Annotated in this window: 9 protein-coding genes; 4 read left to right on the forward strand and 5 right to left on the reverse strand. The window is 75.0% G+C overall.

What is annotated here, in order from left to right; all coding sequences use genetic code 11:
* Window positions 1-19: 19 nt before the first annotated feature.
* Both ACZ6AA_RS27665 and ACZ6AA_RS27670 read left to right on the forward strand, forming a co-directional pair.
* Window positions 20-1,075, forward strand: a complete 1,056-nt coding sequence (locus ACZ6AA_RS27665) for a caspase family protein (protein WP_471460635.1) — start codon at window positions 20-22, stop codon at window positions 1,073-1,075.
* Complete coding sequence (locus ACZ6AA_RS27670) at window positions 1,062-2,423, forward strand: hypothetical protein (RefSeq protein ID WP_471460636.1); 1,362 nt, start codon at window positions 1,062-1,064, stop codon at window positions 2,421-2,423. The genes ACZ6AA_RS27665 and ACZ6AA_RS27670 overlap by 14 nt, the downstream gene beginning before the upstream one ends.
* A gap of 510 nt (window positions 2,424-2,933) precedes the next feature.
* Here the strand turns inward: ACZ6AA_RS27670 and ACZ6AA_RS27675 are convergent.
* The 3 genes from ACZ6AA_RS27675 to ACZ6AA_RS27685 all read right to left on the reverse strand — a co-directional run bounded on the left by ACZ6AA_RS27675 (window position 2,934) and on the right by ACZ6AA_RS27685 (window position 7,125).
* Window positions 2,934-3,758, reverse strand: a complete 825-nt coding sequence (locus tag ACZ6AA_RS27675; RefSeq protein WP_471460637.1) for an AfsR/SARP family transcriptional regulator — start codon at window positions 3,756-3,758, stop codon at window positions 2,934-2,936.
* A gap of 109 nt (window positions 3,759-3,867) precedes the next feature.
* Entirely contained in the window at window positions 3,868-6,711 is a 2,844-nt protein-coding gene (locus ACZ6AA_RS27680) for a helix-turn-helix transcriptional regulator (protein WP_471460638.1), read from the reverse strand.
* Between the two features lie 180 nt (window positions 6,712-6,891).
* Window positions 6,892-7,125 carry a hypothetical protein gene (locus ACZ6AA_RS27685; RefSeq protein WP_468456574.1) on the reverse strand — a complete coding sequence of 78 codons (234 nt, stop codon included), beginning with the start codon at window positions 7,123-7,125 and terminating at the stop codon, window positions 6,892-6,894.
* Window positions 7,126-7,706: 581 nt separating this feature from the next.
* On the opposite strand from ACZ6AA_RS27685, the gene ACZ6AA_RS27690 reads away from it, so the two are divergent.
* Window positions 7,707-10,925 (forward strand): amidohydrolase family protein, encoded by a 3,219-nt coding sequence (locus ACZ6AA_RS27690; RefSeq protein ID WP_471460639.1) that lies wholly within the window; start codon window positions 7,707-7,709, stop codon window positions 10,923-10,925.
* A gap of 66 nt (window positions 10,926-10,991) precedes the next feature.
* Here the strand turns inward: ACZ6AA_RS27690 and ACZ6AA_RS27695 are convergent, their stop codons facing one another.
* Window positions 10,992-12,074 (reverse strand): NADH:flavin oxidoreductase/NADH oxidase, encoded by a 1,083-nt coding sequence (locus ACZ6AA_RS27695; protein WP_471460640.1) that lies wholly within the window; start codon window positions 12,072-12,074, stop codon window positions 10,992-10,994.
* A gap of 200 nt (window positions 12,075-12,274) precedes the next feature.
* Between ACZ6AA_RS27695 and ACZ6AA_RS27700 the strand changes: the two genes are divergently transcribed.
* Entirely contained in the window at window positions 12,275-12,628 is a 354-nt protein-coding gene (locus ACZ6AA_RS27700; RefSeq protein WP_471460641.1) for an ArsR/SmtB family transcription factor, read from the forward strand.
* A 55-nt stretch (window positions 12,629-12,683) separates the two neighbouring features.
* Here the strand turns inward: ACZ6AA_RS27700 and ACZ6AA_RS27705 are convergent, their stop codons facing one another.
* Window positions 12,684-14,063, reverse strand: coding sequence for an FAD-dependent oxidoreductase (locus tag ACZ6AA_RS27705; RefSeq protein ID WP_471460642.1), 1,380 nt, complete (start codon window positions 14,061-14,063; stop codon window positions 12,684-12,686).
* Window positions 14,064-14,162 lie beyond the last annotated feature (99 nt).

The raw sequence follows: 14,162 nt of genomic DNA on the forward strand, positions 1-14,162 counted from the left end.
TGCACAAGGGGGAAGCCCGATGAACGACCTGCACTACGCCGTGGTCGTCGGCATCAACCGCTATCCGGCGATCAGCGACCTGAGCGGCGCGCGCGGCGACGCGGCACGGTTTCACGACTGGCTCGTGGACTCGGCCGGAGGCGACGTACCGGCGCGGAACGTCGCGCTCGTCACGGCCACCGAACGCGACGAGCGCGAGGCCGACGTGATGAGCGCCGTCCCGACCCGCGAGAACGTCAACCGCGCCCTGTACCGGACCCACTGCGCGGTCCGCGCCGCCGTCGCGGACGGCGGCGACTGGGCCGAGACCCGGCTGTACGTGTTCCTCGCCGGGCACGGCATCGCCCCGTTCGGCGGCGACGCCGCGCTGCTCATGGCCAACGCCGCGATCGACCTGCTCGGCAACCACATCGCCGTACGCCCGTATCTCTCCTGGTACGAGTCGGCGTCGCCGTTCCACGAGATCGTCTTCTTCGCCGACTGCTGCCGCACCCGCTTCGGCGGCGTCACCGCGTTCGGGCCGCCCTTCACGGACACCACCGAGGCTCCCGACAAAGTCGAGTGCTTCGTCGGCTACGGCTCGGCGCTCGGCGATCCCGCCTACGAACAGCTCTCGCCCCACCCCGACCAGTCGCGCGGGCACTTCACCAGCGCCCTCCTGGAGGGCCTGCGCGGGGCGGGCGGCGGCACCGTCACCGCCGAGGGCGAGGTGACCTCCGACAGCCTCGCGCGCTACGTACGCCGCCACGTCCTCGACCGCACGGCCGGGGAACTCGTCCCGCAGGAGGCCCGGTTCCTGCGGGAGACCAGCAACCCGATCGTCTTCGCCAGGGGGCTCGGCGGCGTCGGGTCGTACCCGGTGACCCTGCGCTTCCCGCCGGGCTTCACGGGCGGCGTCGAACTGCGCGGCCGGGGCTTCGACGAGCCGCGCAGGCTCGACATCGACGGGGACCATGTCGCGTCCCTGGTGCCCGGGCTCTACAAAGTCGTCGCGGACAGCCTGACCGCGCCGGAGTTCAGGGACGGCGGATTCTTCGAGGTGGTCACCGGGGGTGGCAGCGTTGTCCAGTTCTGACCAGCCGCGTACGGAGGAGGCCGAGCGGCGCCCGGAGGTGCCGTTCGTCGTCATCCCCGACACCCCGTCGGTCCTCATCACCGTGACCGACGAGGCCCTGACCGAGGTCGCCCACGGCATGGGCACCATGGAGACGACCGTCGCCCCCGGCATCTACCGCATCGAGCAGCGCTTCGCGGGCGCCGTGGCGAGCCAGTTCGTCGAGGTCGGCACGACCGCCTTCACCGCCCGCCTCCCCCTGCCCCGCGTCCCCGCCCCCGCCCCCGTCGAACGCACCGTCACCACGCGGGCCGCGCACCGCGAGGCCACCCTGCGCTGGAGCACGGAATCCACGCATCGGCGGGGCCGGCCCAGCCTGATGGTGCTGCTGCGCAACCTGCGCCGCGACTGGCACCTCGACCCCGGCGCCCTCCAGATCACCGACGGGAGCGGCACGGCCGTGGACGGCGGCGAGCCGGGCTGGCGGGCCGACCCGCAGCAGGGCTGGGCCGCCTGGAGCGGCCGCCTCGCGCCCGGGGGCTACCGGCTGCGGCGGCGCGAACCGTCCGGCGACGGGCTGCCGCTGGCCCAGGCCCTGTGGGTGTCGGAGGGCTGGACCACCCTCGTCTTCGTCGGCAACGGGCCGAACGGGCCGCTGCCGCAGCACGCCACGGTCGAGATGGCCCCGCTCGGCACCGGCTGGCGCCCGGCCGACGAGGCCCTGAACCTCGCCCGCGAGGCCGCCCTCTCCGGGCTGCGCCAGGGCATGGACCTGACGTCGGAACGGCAGCTGTTCCCGATGCTCGAATCGGGGCACCCCGACCCGTTCCTCGGCATCCTCGGCGCGCACGCGATGCTCCTCGACCGGGCGCCCGACCTGCGCCGCCTCGACCAGGTCGTCCGGCGCCTCGCCCCGCACGTCCCCGGGCACCCCGACCTCGCCGCGCTCAGCACGCTGTTCGACGGGGCGGCCCCGCAGGTCTCGTCGCCGCCGATGCTGGCCGCCTCCTGCCAGCTCCTCATCCGGGCCGACGGCGCCGACCCCGGAGTGATCAAGGACGGTTCGACGGCGGAGCGCGTCGCCGAGCACCTGGTCGGGCGCGGTGTCTGGACGACGTGGCTGGAGGAGGACCGACGGCCCGCGGCGGGGGCGGGCGGCGGCCTCACGGCGGCTGCCGCCGGGCCCTCGGCGGCCGACCCGGTGAACCGGGTCCAGGCGTACGTGCGCGAGATCGCGACCCTCGCCGACAAGCCCGTGGACGAGGTCCTGCGGGACGTACCGCGCGACGAGCTGTGCCGCAGGACGGGGTTGCCGCACCGGCCGGTGGAGCGGGCGATCGAGCGGTTGCGGGAGTCGGGGGAGGGCTGAGCGGGGGCGGGGTGGGGTCGGGCAGCGGAGTCCGGCCCCGGAGTCGGGGGAGGAGTGGAGGGGCCGGGCGGCTCGGGGGAGCCCGGCCCCTCTGGCATGGGTGTGGGGGCAGCCCTGTGGACGGGTGGAGTGAGGCAGTCCCGAAGGCGGGTGGACGGCGAAAGCCGGCGGGCAGGCGGACGGCGAAAGCGCGACGGCCGGTGGGCCGCGTGGGCGCGCGGGGAGGGGCAGGTGCCCCGCGGGTCGGCCGTGTCGCGGCCTCCCGCGGAACGTGGGCACCCCGTCCAGGGCATGAGCGACCACCCAGGTGGTGGCCGTGACGGCCGGCGCGTCGCTCAACCAGGGGAGATCCCCCTTCTCCCCGCATCCTGGACGGGGCACGTCCCATCGTGACGGCCGGGCGTCACCGCGGCGTCACATCATCCGTGGGTGCCGTGTCCGGCGCCCCGCCCCCGCGATCCCGGAGCGTGCCCGTCCTCCCGCCCGCACGAGGAAGGACCACCGCGCCCCTCACACCAGAGCGTGCCGCAGCATCGAGGAGAACTGGCCCGATGGCTCCACGCCGAGTTCCCTCAGGAGGAGTTCGCGGAACGTCTCGTACTGCCGCACCGCCTCCGTGAGGTTGTGCTCCGCGAGGTGCACGGACACGACCGCGCGGTGGGCGCTCTCGCGCAGCGGGTCGACGCGGGTGCTCTCCAGGGCGGCCTCCAGCGCGGGCGCGTACAGGCGCCGGGCGACGAGCCGCGCCGACAGCGCCTCCAGGGCGTGCAGCCGCAGCTGGTGCAGCCGCTCGCGCTCGAAGGCCACCCAGTCCTGTTGCCAGCCGGGCAGCAACTCGCGTCCGCAGAGCAGCACTTGGTAGGCCGTCCGCATCCGTTCCCGTGCCGCGGACAGGGCGTCACCGGACAGCACGTGGTGTGCCGCGTGGGTGAGGTCCTGGATGTCGACGCGCACCCGGTGGCTGAGCGAGAGGGCGCCGTCGTGGGTGTCGGTGAGCGCCGAACCCGCCCCGTTGAGCCGCCACACCGCGGTGCGCAGGCTGGCGCGGGCCCGCGCCTCGGTGACGTCGGGCCACAGCGTGCCCGCGAGCGCCGAGCGTGTGGCCGTGCCGCACAGCGCGAGCCGCGCGAGCACCTGACGGCCGCTCGCGGGGACGTCCAGCGGCTCACCGGCGCGGGCGTCGAGACAGCCCGGGTCGTCCGGACACACGGCGGTGCAGTCCGGGTTCCCGCAGGCGGGTTCCGGCGCCTCCCGGCTGAGGAGGAATCCCCCGAGCAGCCGCAGCCGCAGTGTCGGCCGCTCCTCCCCGGCCGCCCCGTACCTGATGGAAACCATCGGGCCACCTCCAGTGGGCTCCCGCGTTCGCCCTGCCCTACCGGCTCGACCGTACGAGCGGGGCGCGGCGCGCGCCTCCGGGACCGTGCCGGGGATTACCCCGGTTCCCTCAGCCCGCCGACGGCGACGAGGACGGCGGCCCGAGCCGTCGGACGAGGCCGATCCGCGAGGTGATCCCGAGCTTCGCGTAGGTGTGGCCCAGGTGGTATTCGATGGTCTTGACGCTCAGGGCGAGCGCCGTGGCGATCTGACGGTTCGTGAGGCCCTGGGCGGCGAGGCGTGCCACGGCCAGTTCCTGGGGGGTGAGCGTCCCGTCCAGGGCGTCGGCGGCGGCGTCCCGCTCCCGGCCGTCCGCCGGAAGGTCGGGCGCCGCCCGGCCGCAGGCGTTCAACTCCCTGAGGCACAACGCCCGGTAGGGCCCCGCGCCGAGCGCCGTCATCGTCGTGTACGCGGCCTGCAACTGCGCGATCGCCAGGGACCGGCGGCCGATCCTGCGCAGGAACGACCCGTGGTCCAGCTCCACCCGCGCCCGCACGAACGGCATCGGGACCTGCGCCGCGTGGTCCTGAGCCCGCGCGAACGCCGCCTGCGCGCGCTTGGGGTCACGGCGCGCGGCGGCCAGATTGCCCCGGGCCCGCGCGGCCGCGGCGAGCGATCCGTGCCGGGCACGGGCCCGCGCCCGCTCCTCGAACGGGCCGAGCACCGCCTCCGCCTCGTCCAACTCGCCGAGCTGCACCAGCGCGTCGCCGAGCAGCGGCTGCCAGTCGACCACGCCCGGTTCGTTGACGCCGTCCTGCTCGGCGAACCGCAGCAGCGGCCGCAGCGCGTCCGCGGCCTCCTGCGGCTCGCCGCGCGCGTCCGCGAAGTGGCCCCGCGCGCACACCGCGTACGCGTACGCGACGGGTGTCTCGGCGCCGCCCGGCACGTCGAGGGCGGTCCGCAGATGGTCCGACGCACGCTCCCAGGCGCCCCGCGCGGCCAGGATCTGCGCGGACACGCCGTGCGTGACGGGCTTCAGCCACGACTGGTCGGTGTCGTCGGCGATCGACGCGGACGACTCGGCGTGGATCAGCGCCTCGTCCCAGGCGCCGAGCCGGTGCAGGGTCTGGGCGAGCGCGGACGCCGAGAGCAGCCGCAACGGCACGGTCGTGGTCCGGCAGTTGGCGACAGCGCCGAGCAGATCCTGGCGCGCCCCCGGCAAATCGTCCGACCACAGCTTCAACTGCCCGCGTGCGAGGAGCAGATCGATGCTCTTGAGCGGCACGATCATGGGGTCTGGCAGATCCGCAGCGAGCGCGATGCCTTCCTTGGCGCGGCCGCTGAGGCCCAGGGCGATGAGGTGGTTGAAGCGCAGCATGCGGCTCGGTCCCTGCGCGGTGGACAGACGCTGAGCGCGTTCGGCCCACTGCGCGGCGAGCGCGGCCCGGCCGCACATCACGGCCGCGTAGCTCAACTGCTCGGCGGCACGGGCCGCGAGGGACGGGTCCCGCTCGCGGTCGCACTGCTCCCAGGCGTCCGCGAGCAGCGTCCGGGCCGCCTCCGTACGCCCCTGTACGCGCGCCACATAGCCGCGTACGTACCCGCGCAGTGCCGGATCGGCCCCGTCGGGCACGCCGTTGGCCAGCTCGGCTGCCTCTTGGACCCGGCCGTCGAGCAGCAGCGCCTCGACGGCCTCGACGGTGAGCCGGTCCCGCTCCCGCGGGCTCGTCGCGACGCGTGCGGCGTGCCGCAAGTGCGTGCCCGCGACGGCCCACTGGCCGGTCGCGGCCTCGCGGCGCGCGCAGGTCGCCAGCGCGTCGGCGAGCTGCTCGTCGGGTCCGGTGGCGGCGAGGACGCGGTGGCGCAGCTTGGTGTACTCGTCGTCGACCAGCTCCGCGGCCCGGGTGTGCAGGGCGGCGCGCTGGGCGGGCCCGATGTCCTGGTAGACCGCCGCGTGCACCAGCGGGTGCGGGAAGGCGACCTCGGGGGCCACCCCGGCTGGGGTCTCGCGTAACAGGCCCGCCTTGACGGCCCGTTCGAGCGCGGGCAGCGGCTGGGCGACGCGCGCGAGGCGGGCGGCGGTGCGCAGCCGGCAGGAGAGGCCGAGCACGCTCACCGCCTGCACCAGGCGCTGGGTGGCCGCCCCGCAGTCGGCGAGGTTGGCGAGCACCAGCATGGCGTACGACCGGGGCGCGGGCAGCGGCGTCGCCACGTCGAGCAGGACGTCGGGCGGGACCTGGCCGAGCAGCGCGCGGGCGTGCAGCGGATTGCCGTGCGTGTGGGTGTGCAGTCGCTGCGACGCCGAGTGCGGAAGGCGCGCGGAGCCCAGGCGCACGCTGAGCGCGGCCAGCTCGCCGGGGCTGAGGCCGTCGAGGGCGAGGCGGCGCGTGGGGGTGTCGGTGAGCAGGCGGCGCAGCCCGTCGGGCAGTTCGGGCACCTGCGGGTCGCGCAGCGCGACGATCGCGAGGACCCGGTCGTGGCGCAGCCGTCGCAGCGCGAACGTCAGGGCGTTCAGGGACTCGGGGTCCGACCAGTGCGCGTCGTCCACGACGAGGACCACGGGCCCCTTGCCCTGCACCTCGCTCAACAGGTCGAGCAGCCCGAACCCGGCCGCGAGCGGCGGCAGGTTCGCGTGCAGGGACTGCGGTACGCGGACGAGTCCGGCCAGGGTCTCGGGCACCGGCAGCGGGCTCTGCCCGACGAGCTGGGCGAGCACGCCGCACGGCAGCGCGCTCTCGTTCTCCTCACCGCTCGCGTGCAGCACGCAGGTGCCGTGCACCGAGTCGAGGAACCGGCGCACCAGCGCCGTCTTGCCGATGCCGCCGGGCCCTTCGAGCAGCACGAGCCGCGGCGAGCCCGCGCAGACAGCGGCGAAGTCCTCCTGAAGCGCGGCCAGTTCGTGCGTGCGTCCGCAGAACGCGTCGCCGGGCGGCGGGGCGTGGAACAGGTCGTGCGCTGTGTCCTCGGGTGTCATCACCGCCCCCGCGCATCGGCACCGGCCGCGGGTGACCCGAAAGGGACAGTGACCCGTGCCGGGCGCATGGCCAGGACACCACGATGAGGGGCGACCGGCGCTCCGCACAAGGCGAATTCCGACTTCCGTGCATGAGGACTAGCCAGGCCGCAGCCGTGCGGACGCTCGTTCGACCGCCTGCTACGGAGCGGTCAGCCCGCCGCCCGGCGGCTCCCGGCGCGGCGTGTTCCGCCCGGCGTCCGGCGACTCCTGGTGCGCAGGCGTGTCCGGGCCCGCGCCTTCCGGCAGCGGCGGTTCGAGCAGCGCGAGAAGTTCGAGCCAGCCGTGGAAGGGCCGCGGACTCCCGCAGCTCTCGGCGGCGACGCTCCCGCACACACCGTCGTGCTCGCGGTACACCTCGATGACATAGCGCACAACGCCTCCCGGGGACCGGCCCAGGGCGTGAGCCGTGACGCATGGCGACGCCGCCCAGAGTAGAAGCGCCCCGCCGGGCGCCGCGTCGGTGCGGCACCTAGGGAAATCCCTAGGGTGGCGCGGGAGTTGTGGCCGTAGGTGCCAGGGGCGTCCGGTGCGTGTGCTGCACAGGGTGCGTGGTGTGCGCGGGCCGCGGTCTGCGGCGCCAGGCCCCTCGCGTGCGTCGCCGCAGCTGGGAAGGCCCTGTCGTCAGCCCGGCCGCGGCGGTCACACGCTCGGTCGCGGCGGTGCCGATGGACAGGGCGAGGCCGGTCACGTCCTCGGCCGGATCGCTCACGACGGCGTCCGCCGAGTCGAGCACGCCGCTGACCCTTGAGACTGCCCGTGAGCCCGTGAGCCCGTGAGCCCGTGAGCCCGTGAGCCCGTGAGCCCGTGAGCCCGTGAGCCCGCGGCGCCGGGGGTACCGGGGGCGCCCGTTCCCACGCATGCCACCACACCCCTGCCCGCCACCCCAGTGACACCCGTGACCCCCCGCGCAGGCGGTGTTGCTCAGCGCAGCGTGGTGCGCGAGTGTTCCTGGCATGGATCGCGACAGGAACCACACCCCCCTCCCTCCTCCTCGTTCCTTCCAACTGTCACGCCGTCAACTGCTCGTCGCCGCAGGCGTGGCCGGGGCCGCCGGTGCCGTCGGGGTGGCGGGCGCCGGGCCTGCCGCCGCGCGGGAATCCGCCGGTGTGCCCCTGTCGTTCAGACGGGCCACCAACGGCTCGGCGACGCTCTCGCCCACCGGCGACCGGCTGGTCGCCGAGGTGCAGCACGTCCTGTGGTCCCAGCCGCGCGGCGGGGGCAGGGCGACCCCGCTCACGCCGCCCGGCCTGGAACCCAACCGGCCGGTGTACTCACCGGACGGCGACCTCATCGCGTTCTGCGCCTTCCAGGGCGGCGGCTTCCACATCTGGACCATGCGTCCCGACGGCTCGGAGGTCGAGCAGCGCACCGAGGGCCCCTGGGACGACCGCGGTCCGGCCTGGTCGCCCGACGGCACACGGCTCGCCTTCGCCTCCGAGCGCGGCGGCGACCCGGTCGCGGGCAGCCCCTACCGCATCCACGTCCTCGATCTGCGCGGCGGCGAGCTGTCCCGCGTCACCGGGGTGCCGGGGCAGGGCGGCCCGCTGCAGGACGGCCCCTGGGAGGACTTCGACCCCGCCTGGTCGCCGGACGGGAAGCGGATCCTGTTCGTCCGGGCGAAGGGGGTCACCACGGCCACCGGCCTGGCCCTGGAGGCACGGACCGTCGCCGCTGTCCCGGCCGACGGGGCGGGCCCGGTCGTCGTGGAACACACCGAGACCGAGAACGCCCAGGTCATGACGCCCGCCCCGAGCCCGGACGGCCGCCGCCTCGCGTATCTGCGCACCACCCCCTCGCCCGCCGCGTCCTGCGCGCTCGTCGTCGACGGCAAGCGGGTGGACGTCACCGGCGACATCGCACCCGTACCACCGCGCTGGACGAAGGACGGCAAGCTGCTCCTGACCGTCGACGGCCGCTTCACTCTCGTACGCCCGGAAGCACCGGGCACGGCGGAGGCGCTCCCGTTCGACGGTGTGCTGCGCGTGGACCGGCCGCGCTACCGGGTCAAGGAGTACGACCTCGGGCTCGCGGAGCAGCGGGTGCGGCCCGTGCGGGGTGTGCATCTGCCCGCGCTCTCTCCGGACGGCCGCAAGGTCGCCTTCGCGGCCCTCAATTCGCTGTGGCTCGCGGACGCGAAGGGCGGCCGCGCGCCGAAGCGGCTGCGCAGGGCGGAGCCCACGCGCTATCTCCTCGCCCCGTCGTGGGCGCGGGACGGCCGTTCCCTGGTGTACGCCGACGACCGCGACGGACTCCTCGGCGTCTACCGGCGAGACCTGGCGAGCGGCAAGGAGACCGCGCTGGCGACGGGCGGCCGGGTGCACCCGGCGCTCTCGCCCGACGGCCGCAGGCTCGCCTGCCTCGACATGACCGGCAGGCTCGTCGTGCGCGACCTGGACACGGGCACCGAACGCGTCCTCGCCGACCCGCTCGGCGGCGGCGGGATTCCCGGGCGGCCGAGCTGGTCGCCGGACGGCCGCCTGCTCGCCCTGTGCGACCGCAACCGCCTCAACCTCCGCTTCCGCGAGGGCTACAACCTCATCCGTGTCGTCGACGCCGACACCGGTACCGCCCGGCTGCACGCCGTCGCGCCGCACACGTCCGTCGCCGACCGGTACGACTCCGGGCCCGTCTGGTCGCCGGACGGGCGCTGGATGGCTGTGATCGTCGAGTCCGCGCTGTGTCTGCTGCCCGTCGCCCCCGACGGCAGCCCGCGCGGCGAGCTGCGCACCCTCACCACCGAACCCGCCGACCACCCCACCTGGTCGGGCGACTCGAAGACGCTCCTGTACCTGTCGGGCGCCAAGCTGCGCCTCATCGGCGTCGACGGCGGCCACGCCCGCACCGTGCGCGTCCCGCTCGACCAGCGCAGGCCCGCGCCCGCCGACACGGTCGTACACGCCGGACGGCTCTGGGACGGCACCGGCGACACGGTCCGGGAGGACGTCGACATCGTCGTACGCGGCGGGCGCGTCGCCGCCGTCGAACCGCACCGCGCCTCCCGCGCGGGCACCCTCCGGCGCGTCGACGCCTCGGAGCGCACCGTCCTGCCGGGGCTGTGGGACACCCACACCCACCCGTGGCAGAGCACCTACGGCGGCCGCCAGACCGTCGGCCAGCTCACGTACGGGATCACCACGGCCGTCTCGCTCGGCGGCTTCGCGTACGAGCAGGCGCGCCTCCGCGAGGCCGTCGCCACCGGGCAGCTCGCCGGGCCCCGCCTGCTGACCACCGGCGAACTCCTCGACGGCGGGCGCGTCGCGTACAGCATGGGCCGCGCCCACCGCACCCGCGCGGGCCTGCGCCGCTCCCTGGAACGGGCCGCGCAGCTCGACTGGGACTTCGTCAAGACCTATGTGCGGGCGCCCAATTGGGTGATGGAGGAGGCCGCCCGGTTCGCGCACGAACGCCTGGGCGTGCGGGCGGGCAGCCACTTCCTGTCGCCCGGCATCCAGTCCGGGCAGGACCTGACGACCCATCTGCAGGCCACCCAGCGCGCCGAGTTCGGGCACGCCATCACGGCGTCAGGGCGCGCCTACGACGACGTCACGGAGATCTACAGCGCACGGGGAGCGCGGTTCGCGATGATCGCGACGCCGTTCACCTCGGCACCGCTCCTGGGCGCCGACCCCGGCCTCGCCGACGACCCCCGGGTCACCGCCGTGATGGCGCCGTGGGACGCGGCGGCGGTCGTCAAGGGCGCGGGCACCCCGCCGACGGCCGCCCAACTGGCCACGCTGCGCACGGAGACCGACATCTACCGGCGCGTCCTCGCCGCCGGCGGCCTCGTCGCCCTCGGCACCGACCAGCCCCTCGTCCCGATCGGCCTGTCCCTGCACCTGGGCCTGCGCGCCCTGCACCGCGGCGGCCTCTCGCCGGTCGAGGCGCTGCGCACCGTGACGGTGCTGCCCGCGCGGCTCTTCGGCGTCGCGGAGGACCTCGGGACCGTCGAGTCGGGCAAGATCGCCGACCTGACGGTCGTGGACGGCGACCCGTTCACGGACTTCACGTCGCTGGTGCGGACCGTGGCGGTGCTGCGCGGCGGCACTCCGTACGAGACCGACGACCTGGTGTCCGCGTTCCCGAAGGCGACCCGGCACGCCCACGAAGGCCCCGACTGGCTGAAGGTGGGCCGCCTCATGCGGCGGGACGGCTGCTGCGATCCCGGGGCGTGAGCCCGCGGGCCGAGAACGGCGCCCGGTGCGGGGTGGGTCCCACCCCGCACCGGGCGCCGGATCGGCTCAGACGGACCGCAGGTACTGCTGCGGCACCCGTACCTCGGCGCCCAGCTCACGCGCCGCCTGCCGCGCCCACGACGGGCTGCGCAGCAGCTCACGGCCGAGCAGGACGGCATCCGCCTCGCCGTTGGCGACGATCTTCTCGGCCTGCTCGACACCGGTGATCAGGCCGACCGCGGCGACCGGCAGCCCCGTCTCCTCGCGGACCCGCGCGGCGAACGGGACCTGGTAGCCGGGCCCGACCGGGATCTTGACGCCCGCGGCGTTGCCGCCGGTGGACACGTCCAGTAGGTCGACACCGTGCTCCTTGAGGAGCGCGGCGAAGCGCACGGTGTCGTCCGCCGTCCAGCCGCCCTCCTCCAGCCAGTCGGTGGCGGAGATGCGGAAGAACAGCGGCTTGTCCTCGGGCCACACGGCGCGGATGGAGTCCACGACCTCCAGGGCGAAGCGGACGCGGTTCTCGAACGACCCGCCGTAGGCGTCGGTGCGCCGGTTGGAGTGCGGCGAAAGGAACTCGCCGACCAGATAGCCGTGCGCGCCGTGCACCTCGGCGACCTCGAACCCGGCGTCCAGGGCGCGCCGTGCGGCGTCCGCGAACTGCCGTGCCACGCCATGGATCTGAGCGACGGTCAGCTCCGTCGGTACGCTGTGCCGCTCGTCGTACGCCACCGGGCTCGGCCCGACCGGCTGCCAGCCCTCCGCCGAACCGGGCGCGAGCGGCGCGCCGCCCAGCCACGGCCGGTCGGTGGACGCCTTGCGGCCCGCGTGCGCCAGCTGGATGCCCGGGACGGTGCCGTGCTGCTTCAGGAAGCCGGTGATGCGGCGGAACGCCTCGACCTGCGTGTCGTTCCAGATGCCGAGGTCGGCCGGGGAGATGCGGCCCTCGGGGCTCACGCCGGTCGCCTCGACCAGGATCAGGCCGGTGCCGCCGGTGGCGCGCGCCGCGTAGTGCGCGAAGTGCCAGTCGTTCGGCACGCCCGCCTCCGGGCCCGACGCCGCCGCCGAGTACTGACACATCGGCGCCATCCACACACGGTTCGGGATGGTCAGCGATCGCAGGGTGTAGGGCTCGAACAGCGCGCTCACGGCGGCCTCCAGTAGTGACGGCGGCGGTACGGAAGGGGGGCGCCTGCGGCCGGGGCCGCCGGGGGTGCGCCTCCCTCTCGTACGATAGGCATCGTAGTACGGCATCTGTCAAACTACGATGAGTCTCGTACTACTCGTACACTGGAGGCGTCCGCACCGCACACGGCCGCCCCCGGCCGCACAGGGAGAGTGGAGCCGCCATGACGACCGCCGCACCGAGTGCCCGCGCGCTCGCTCACCCGGCGCGCGAGGAGATCCGCCTCGAAGGCGTGCTGCACGCGCTGTCCGACCCGCTGCGCATGCTCATCGTGCGGGAGCTGGCCGCCAGTGAGGAGGCGGGCCTGACGTGCTCCCACTTCGACCTTCCCGTCACCAAGTCCACGTCCACGCACCACTTCCGGGTGCTGCGCGAGGTGGGCGTGATCCAGCAGAACTACCGGGGCACGTCGAAGCTGAACGCGCTGCGCAGGGACGACCTGGACGCGCTGTTTCCCGGGCTCGTCGACCGTGTCCTCGACGCGGCGGCGCGGCAGGCGGAGCGGCTCGGGGCCTGACCTCTTCGGCGGTGGGCCTGCCCCGCCCGGAGTGGGCGCCGAGGCGTGCGTCGGCTCAGCCCGCCCGGCCGGGCAGTCCGCCGCGTGCCGCCGAGAGCAGCCCCGGCCAGTCCGGGATCTTCACGGAGCCGCGCCCGAGCGAACGCCCCAGCTCCGCCTCCGCCCGCTCGATCGCCAGCCATCCCGGCCACTCGACCGGCTCGGCCCCCGCGGCACGCAGCGCCACCGCCGGATCGCCCGGCACCGCCCGCTCCAGCAGGGCCGGGGCGTCGTCGAGCAGGGACAGCGCCGTCTCCTTGGCGCAGGGGCGGTTGGTGCCGATGACGCCCGTGGGGCCGCGCTTGATCCAGCCCGCCACGTACTCGCCGGGGGAGACCGTGCCGTCGCGCAGCACCCGCCCCGCCGCGTGCGGCACCGTGCCGGTCCCCTCGTCGAACGGCAGCCCCGCCAGCGGCACCCCGCGATAGCCGACGGAGCGCAGCACGAGCTGGCCCGCGATGGCCTCGTACGTCCCCGAGCCCGTCACCCCGCCACGGCCGTCCGGCAGCGTCCGCTCGAACCGCACCCCGCCGACCCGGCCGTCCGCGTCGAGCACGGCGACCGGCCGCAGGAAGAACCGCAGCCGGATCCGCCGGGCGGGTGCCTGCTCGGGCCGCCCGGCCGCCCAGCCGCGCATCACCTCGACATTGCGCCGGTTCGCGGCGGGCAGCCCCGACGGATCCGCGTACGCCGGGTCGAGTGCCAACTCCGCCGGATCCACGACGACTTCGGTGTCCGGCAGCGAGCCGAGCTCCCGCAGCTCCTTCGTGGTGAACCGCGCCTGCGACGGCCCGCGCCGCCCCACCATGTGCACCTCGCGCACCGGGCTCCCGGCGAGGACGCCCAGCGCCTCCTGCGGAATGTCGGTCGGCATCAGCTCGGCGGCGCCGCGCGCCAGCATCCGCGCGACATCCACCGCCACGTTCCCGACGCCGATGACCACGGCCGACTCCACCCCGCGCACGAAGCGGTCGGGCGGCCCCGCGCCGTTGACCGTCACGTCCGGGTGGGCGCTGTACCAGGACACGAACTCGGTGGCCGAGCAACTGCCGGGCAGGTCCTCGCCGGGCACGCCAAGGTGCCGGTCGGTGGCCGCGCCCACGCAGTACACCACCGCGTGGTACATGCCGAGCAGCCGCGCCGGTGACAGCGCCCGGGGCCCGACCTCGACGCCTCCGAAGAACCGCACCCGCTCGTGTTCCAGGACCGTACGCAGGTTGTTCTGGAGGGACTTGATCTTCTCGTGGTCCGGTGCCACGCCGTAGCGCACCAGTCCGTACGGACACGGCAACCGGTCGAGCACATCGACCCGCACGTCCGGCACGCGGTCCTGCTGCACCAGACTCTGCGCGGTGTAGACCCCGCTCGGACCCGATCCCACGACGGCGACCTGCACGGTGGCGCTCCTTCCGCGAGGGTGTCCCCGGGACGCCTTGCGGCCGGCTGCTGCCCGCCTGGCATCAGCATCGCACCCCTGTGCGCCCAGGGGGAGATG

The organism is Streptomyces sp. NPDC040610 (genome assembly GCF_055594065.1).